Consider the following 6,267-nt stretch of genomic DNA (forward strand, 5'->3'; position numbering starts at 1 on the left):
AGCCGCCGTCGGCGACCTCGTCGACGAGGACCATCGTGTTGTCGCGGACGGCGTCCCCGAACGTCTCGGCGTAGAGGTCGGTGACTTTCTCGACGAGGGTCTGCTTCTGCCCGGCGGACAGGGTGCCCGCGGGGACCTTCAGGTTGGCGAACGGCATGACGTGCTCCTTTCGTTGTGCCGCCCACACTTCCCGCCGCGCGGGCGGGCTACCAGGTGCCGCTCACCCCGGGGGTGGCGTCCCCTGGCTGAGCCACCGCCGGGCGCGCAGACTGGTGGGGTGAACCTCGCTGAGCTCGGCCTGTTCCTGCAGTCGCGGCGCGCGCGCATCACGCCCGCCGAGGTGGGCCTGCCGACGGGCGCGCGCCGCCGCGTGCCGGGACTGCGCCGCGACGAGGTGGCCCAGCTCGCCGGTGCGTCCGTCGACTACTACATCGAGCTCGAACGGGGCCGCGGGGCGCAGCCGTCCGGGCAGATGGTCGTCGCCCTGGCCAGGGCGCTGCGGCTCGGCAACGACGAACGCGACCACCTGTTCGTGCTGGCCGGCAGGCCCGTCCCGCCCGCGCACGGCGTCTGCGCCCACGTCCCGCCCGCCCTGCTCGCGCTGCTCGACCGGCTCGACGGCACACCGGCGCGGATCATCACCGACCTGCACGAGACGCTGGTGCAGAACCGGCTGGCGACGGCCCTGCTCGGCCCGCCGGCGCAGGAGAGCTTCATCGCGCAGTGGTTCACCGACCCCGCCGTCCGCGCGATCTACCCGCGGGACGACCACCCCCACCACTCGAAGGTCATGGTGTCGGACCTGCGCGCCGCCGTGGCACGCCACGCGCCGTCCGGTACGGCGTCCGCGATGGTCGCCCGGCTCCGGGAGGCGAGCGAGGAGTTCGCGGCGCTCTGGGCCACCGGGGACGTCGCCGTCCGCCGGGGCGAGCTCAAGCGGATCGTCCACTCCGAACTCGGCGTCGTGGACGTGCACTGCCAGAACCTGTTCAGCGAGGACGGGCACCAGCGGCTGCAGTTCTTCGTGCCCGTGCCCGGCGGCGAGGCCGCCGACCAGCTGCGCCTGCTCGACGTGATCGGGGTGCAGCAGTTCGCGCGGTGACGCCCAACGGGGCAGGGTCTGGTTCTGGAAGTCGACGAAGTGACCCCCTCCTCACCGGAACGGGCCTCCACGGCGTCCACCACACCGGGGATGCTCTCGTCGACCTCCAGCGGCGCACCGGGGCCGCCGAGACCGGGTGCGCACCCAGCCGGCAGGCGGAGTTCCTCTCGCGCTCACCGGCGGGCATCGCTCACCGCGTCGGCCCGCGGCGACAGCGCGGTCGCCGAACTGCTCGGCTCGAAGGACCTGCTCGGCGACACGGCGACGGTGGTGCTCGGGCGTGTCCTGCCCGAGCTCGAACCGTCCTCGGTGGACCGCGTGACCGCACTGCCGGCCGGGGTGTTCCTGCGCTCAGCGGGCCGCTGAGAACCGCTGCTGCAGGAAGGCCACCGCACCGGCGACGCCGAACGACTGGCCGGCGCCGTGCGTCAGCCCCTCGTGCTCGACGAGCACGACGTCGGCGCCGCGGGCCCGGTACTGCTCCGCGAGCTCCCGCGCCGCCGAGAGCGGGAGCAGCTCGTCGGCCGTGCCGTGGTACACCAGCACGGGCGCGGTCGGCGTGCCGCCCATGCCCACCGGGCTGATGGCGCGCGCGAAGTCGTGGAAGGCGCCGGACGTGAGCGATCCGGGTGACGCCTCGAACTGCTGCACCGTCGCGAAGTGCGGCCCGGCGACGATCGCCGCGCCCGCGCACCCGTGGGCGACCCTGTCGGCGGACTCCCGGCCGAGGTCGTTGAGGTACTGGTCGACGTCCTCGTCCGGATGGGCGTTGCGCAGGGCCGCGAGGCCGAACGGGATCCAGCCGGAGAAGGGCTGCCCGCCGAGGGTGGCGAGGGCCGCGTTCACGTCGGCCGGCACCCCGCCCTCCGCGATGCCGCTGATCTCGAGCTCCGGCGCGTACCGGGCCTGCCGTTGCGCGGCCGCCGCCGTGGCGAGACCGCCGCCGGAGTAGCCCCACAGGCCGAGCGGGCCGTCGCGGTCCAGGCGGGCGAGCGGGAACGACCGCGCCGCGCGGATGCCGTCGAGCACGCCGTGGGCCGCGGCCTCCGTGCCGAGGAACTCGGACTTCGGCCCCTCGTAGTCGGGCACGACGACCGCCCAGCCGCGGCCGACCGCGTCCGCGACCTGGCCGCGGTCGAACCGGGCCTGGCCCTCCGACGGCGCGTCGGACGTCACCGAGCCCGCGCGCAGCAGGTACGACGGCGCGCACGTGGTCGCCAGGCCGTCCTCGGGCGTCTGGTACGACAGCAGCGGCCGCGCGCCGGGACCCGTCCAGCGGGCGGTCGGCACCAGCAGCGTGCCGGCCGTGGCGGTGGCCTTCCCCGCGTTGTCCCGGGTCTTGTAGAGCAGCTGCCACACGTGCGCGGGTGCCGGGACCGCGAGCGCCGAGGCGGGCAGTCGCCGGAACCGCAGCACGGTGCCGTCGGGCTTGCCGTCCACATGGGACGGTACGGCGTAGAAGGGGTCGTCGTCCGGCTGGAGGACCTGCGCGGCAGCGGAGGCAGGTGGTGCGGCCGCGAGGGCCGGCGTGACGAGCGTCGTGACGGCCAGTGCGGCCACGACGGCCAGTTCCCGGAAGCGGGTGGGCATGGTGGGCTCCTCGGTGGGGTTGCTGTCCACCGGCGAACCTAGGGAGCTTCCGGGCGGTCGCGGTCAGCCCCGTTTTCCTGGGAATCCGAGACCCACCCTCGACGGTCGCGGCGCTGGCAGACTGGCCGGATGACCAGCGAGCACCTGCACGCCCGCGAGCTCGGCACGTTCCTGCGCGCCCGGCGCAGCCGCCTGCGCCCGCAGGACGTGGGGCTGGAGCCCGGCGGCCGGCGCAAGGTGCCGGGCCTGCGCCGCGAGGAGCTCGCGCTGCTGGCCGGCCTGAGCACGGACTACTACCAGCGCATGGAGCAGGGCAGGCAGGTGCGGCCCTCCGACGACCTGCTGGACGCGCTCGCCGCGGCCCTGCACCTCGACGACGAGGAGCGCCGGCACCTCTTCGCCCTCGCCGACGCGGTCCGGCGCGGCACGCCGGAGCCCCAGGACGAGGTGCCCGCCGCCACCCGGCACCTGCTGCAGGTCATGGGCACACCGGCGTTCGTGCTGAGCCGCCACCTCGACGTGCTGGCCTGGAACCCGCTCGCGGAGGCGCTGCTCGGCCACCCGGCGCGCGTCCGGCCGGAGCAGCGCAACCTGCTGCTGGCGCTGTTCACCGACCCGGACGTCCGATCCCGTTGCGCGCACTGGGAAACCTTCGCCACCCAGTACATCAGCATGCTGCGGGCGACGGTCGCCGCCGACCCGTCGCACCCCCGCGGCACGGCGGTCGTCGGCGAGCTGAGCATCCGCAGCGCGGACTTCCGGCGGCTGTGGGACCAGTACGACGTGCAGGCGCCCGTGCGGGGCCGCAAGGTGTTCGTCCGCGAGGAGGTCGGCGAGATCACCGTGGACTGGGCCACCTACCCGCTGCCCGGCAGCCCCGGCCCGGTGCTGATGGTCTACACCGCCGAACCGGGCAGCGCCGACGCCGAGCGCCTGCGGAGGCTGGGCGCGCTGCGCGCCTGACCACGGCTGCACCGGGGAAGCGACCGTTCTGTCTGCTAGCGTTGCCGTGATGGTGCACAACGGTCGAGGCCAGGTCTCCGAGGCGCGGACGCGTCTGCTCGCGACGGCGTCCCGGATCTTCTACGCGGAGGGTCTGCACTCCGTCGGGATCGACCGGATCGTCGCGGAGGCCAAGGTCACCCGCGCGACCCTGTACCGGCACTTCGCGAGCAAGGACGAGCTCGTCGTCGCCTACCTGCGGACGGTCGCGCAGATGGAGCGCGACCAGGTCGAGCAGGCCGTGGCCGCCGGGGGGAGCGCGTCCGACGTGCTGCGCGCCGTCGCCGCGTCCATCGCCGCCGGGATCGGGTCGCCCGGCTTCCGCGGGTGCGCGTTCCTCAACGCCGCCGCGGAGTACCCGGACCGCGCGCACCCGGTCCTGCGGACGGTGCTCGAGCACCGCGAGTGGTTCCTGCGCACGGTCTCCGGCCTGTTCGCGCGGATCGAGGAGAAGTCGGCGGAGCCGGCGGGCCGGCACTTCGTCATGCTGCGCGACGGCGCCATGTCGGCCGGGTGCCTCACCGACGCCTCCGAGGTCGGCGCCACCTTCCTCGCCGGGGTCGAGGGACTGCTCACCTACCGCTCGTCGTGACCCGCCGCGCCGGTGCCGTGGCGCGGAACCGGCCCGGCGACACCCCGAACTCGCGCCGGAACGCCGCGGACAGCGCGAACTCCGTCGAGTAGCCCACCTGCGGCGCGATCCGCGCCAGCGCCACGTCCGTCTCGCGGAGCAGCTGGGCCGCGCGGCTCAGGCGCCAGCCCGTGAGGTAGGTCATCGGCGGCTGGCCCACCTCGGCGGTGAAGACGCGGGAGAACGCGGCCCTGGGCATGCCCGCCGCGTCGCCCAGCAGACCCACGGTCCAGCGGTGCTGCGGGCGGGTGTGGATCTCGCGCAGGGCCGCCGCCACGCCGGGGTGCGCGACCTCGGGCCGGCCGTTCTGCTCGTGCCACTGCCGCAGCACCTGGACGAGGACGAGGTCGAGGACCGCCCGCAGGGTCGCGCCGGAACCGGGCCGGTCCGCGGCGACGTCGGCGGTCAGCAGGGTGACCAGGGACCGCAGCTCCGGGTGGCGGTCGTAGTCGGGCGACACCGCGATGAGCTCCGGCAGCGCCCGGAGGTACTGGGGCGCGCGCTGGTGGTCGAGGCGGTAGGCGCCGCAGAGGAACTCGAACGCCGCCGGTCCCGGCACGGGCGGGAACGCACCCATCTCGACGAACGGCAGGTCGTGCAACGAGCAGGGGGTCTCGCTCAGGCCGTGCTCGCCGCCGGACGTGGTGAGCACGATGTCGCCGGGGTGCAGCAGCACCGGGGCGTCGTCGCCCACCAGCCAGCAGGTGCCGCTCGTGACGATGTGGAACCCGCTGCCGTCGAACGCGGAGAAGCGGACTCCGGGAGCCTTCTGCCTGATCAGCCGGGCGTTGGCGTTCCCGGTGCGGACGGCGCGGATCACCTCGCTGATCAAATCCATGCCGGCGATCCTAGATAAGCGCGTATGAACCGGTGCCGCTCGCGCATGGCCGGGCGGGCGGAGCCGGTGGTTGAGTCGGCCGGGTGATCGAACTTTCGAACTCCGCAGCGGTCCTGCGCGCCCACGCGGCGAAGGCGGAGGAGAACGACCGGCCCGCCGCCGAAGCCCTGGAAGCGGTGCGCGAGCAGGGCGTCTTCGCACTGCGCGCGCCCGGTGACACCCGGGCGGGCGCCGCCACCGTCGCCCGCACGCTGACCGAGCTGGGCCGTGCCTGCCCGTCCACCGCGTGGGTCGCCGGAACCTGCGCCACCGCCAAGACCCTCGCCGCCCGCGCCTTCGGCGAGAGCGCCTTCTCCGCCGGCCCGGACGAGCTCTTCTGCGGCTCGGGCGTGCCCGGCGCCCGGGGCGTGCGCACCGCCGACGGGGTGCGCGTGACCGGCCGCTGGCCGAACGTCTCCGGCTGCGAGGACGCGGCGTGGGCGGTCCTCGCCGTGATGGTCGACGGCGCCTTCTCCTTCGTCCTGGTGCCGCCCGCGGACCTGGACGTCGACCGCACCTGGCACATGGCGGGCATGCGCGGCACGGGCAGCCACACGCTGGTGGCCGACGACGTGCTCGTGCCCGCGGAGCGCGTCGCCGCCGCGACCCCCTTCCCGCTCAACGACAAGCTGCTGTTCGGACTGACCGTGCTCGGCCCGGTCGTGGGCGCCGCCCAGGGCGCGCTCGACGCCGTGAACGCCATGTTCGCCTCGGACCGCAAGCCGTTCATGACCGCCTACTCGCGCATGGGCGAGTCGCCCGGCGCGCGCCAGTGGCTGGCGGAGGCCACCTACCTCGTGCAGCGCGCCGAGACCACGATGCTCGCGGTCGCCCGCGAGACGGACGACCGCGAACTGTCCGCAGTGGACAGTCCGCGGCTGCACCGGGCGCTCGCGGACGCCGCTCGCGACTGCCGCGCCGCCCTCGAGCTGCTGCTGGACCTGCACGGGTCGAGCGGGTTCCACACGTCGAACCCGCTGCAGCGCTTCTGGCGCGACGTCTCCGTCGGCAGCAGGCACCCGCACCTCAACCCGTACCTGGCGGTGGAGAACCTCGGCACCGCCC

General features: G+C 74.7%; 8 protein-coding genes and 1 pseudogene. 5 read left to right on the forward strand and 4 right to left on the reverse strand.

Features of this window, described 5'->3' with window-relative positions:
- Window positions 1–157: 4-oxalocrotonate tautomerase family protein (locus ACFWGZ_RS38605; protein WP_382456553.1), on the reverse strand; the 157-nt coding region annotated here is incomplete at its 3' end.
- Between the two features lie 120 nt (window positions 158–277).
- On the opposite strand from ACFWGZ_RS38605, the gene ACFWGZ_RS38610 reads away from it, so the two are divergent.
- Together ACFWGZ_RS38610 and ACFWGZ_RS38615 are read left to right on the forward strand one after the other, a co-directional pair.
- Window positions 278–1,102 carry a helix-turn-helix transcriptional regulator gene (locus ACFWGZ_RS38610; protein WP_382456547.1) on the forward strand — a complete coding sequence of 275 codons (825 nt, stop codon included), beginning with the start codon at window positions 278–280 and terminating at the stop codon, window positions 1,100–1,102.
- A 90-nt stretch (window positions 1,103–1,192) separates the two neighbouring features.
- Window positions 1,193–1,468: a hypothetical protein gene (locus ACFWGZ_RS38615; RefSeq protein ID WP_382456548.1), complete on the forward strand. Its 276-nt coding sequence runs from the start codon at window positions 1,193–1,195 to the stop codon at window positions 1,466–1,468.
- Here ACFWGZ_RS38615 and ACFWGZ_RS38620 read toward each other — a convergent pair.
- Complete coding sequence (locus tag ACFWGZ_RS38620) at window positions 1,454–2,692, reverse strand: lipase family protein (RefSeq protein ID WP_382456549.1); 1,239 nt, start codon at window positions 2,690–2,692, stop codon at window positions 1,454–1,456. The two genes, ACFWGZ_RS38615 and ACFWGZ_RS38620, sit on opposite strands and share 15 nt — an antisense overlap.
- 129 nt (window positions 2,693–2,821) lie before the next feature.
- Between ACFWGZ_RS38620 and ACFWGZ_RS38625 the strand changes: the two genes are divergently transcribed.
- Both ACFWGZ_RS38625 and ACFWGZ_RS38630 read left to right on the forward strand, forming a co-directional pair.
- The gene (locus ACFWGZ_RS38625; protein ID WP_382456550.1) at window positions 2,822–3,655 is read left to right on the forward strand and encodes a helix-turn-helix domain-containing protein; all 834 of its coding nucleotides are present in this window, start codon (window positions 2,822–2,824) and stop codon (window positions 3,653–3,655) included.
- A gap of 49 nt (window positions 3,656–3,704) precedes the next feature.
- Window positions 3,705–4,286 carry a TetR/AcrR family transcriptional regulator gene (locus ACFWGZ_RS38630; protein ID WP_382456551.1) on the forward strand — a complete coding sequence of 194 codons (582 nt, stop codon included), beginning with the start codon at window positions 3,705–3,707 and terminating at the stop codon, window positions 4,284–4,286.
- On the opposite strand, the gene ACFWGZ_RS38635 is transcribed toward ACFWGZ_RS38630, so the two are convergent.
- Together ACFWGZ_RS38635 and ACFWGZ_RS38640 are read right to left on the reverse strand one after the other, a co-directional pair.
- Window positions 4,267–4,524, reverse strand: a complete 258-nt coding sequence (locus ACFWGZ_RS38635) for a helix-turn-helix transcriptional regulator (protein ID WP_382456554.1) — start codon at window positions 4,522–4,524, stop codon at window positions 4,267–4,269. The two genes, ACFWGZ_RS38630 and ACFWGZ_RS38635, sit on opposite strands and share 20 nt — an antisense overlap.
- 126 nt (window positions 4,525–4,650) lie before the next feature.
- A pseudogene (locus ACFWGZ_RS38640) lies at window positions 4,651–5,163 on the reverse strand (cupin domain-containing protein); the annotation flags it as partial.
- An 83-nt stretch (window positions 5,164–5,246) separates the two neighbouring features.
- Here ACFWGZ_RS38640 and ACFWGZ_RS38645 point away from each other — a divergent pair.
- The coding region (locus ACFWGZ_RS38645) for an acyl-CoA dehydrogenase family protein (RefSeq protein WP_382456552.1) at window positions 5,247–6,267 on the forward strand (1,021 nt) is incomplete at its 3' end.

It is taken from the genome of Lentzea sp. NPDC060358, assembly GCF_042725365.1.
GTDB lineage: Bacteria > Actinomycetota > Actinomycetes > Mycobacteriales > Pseudonocardiaceae > Lentzea.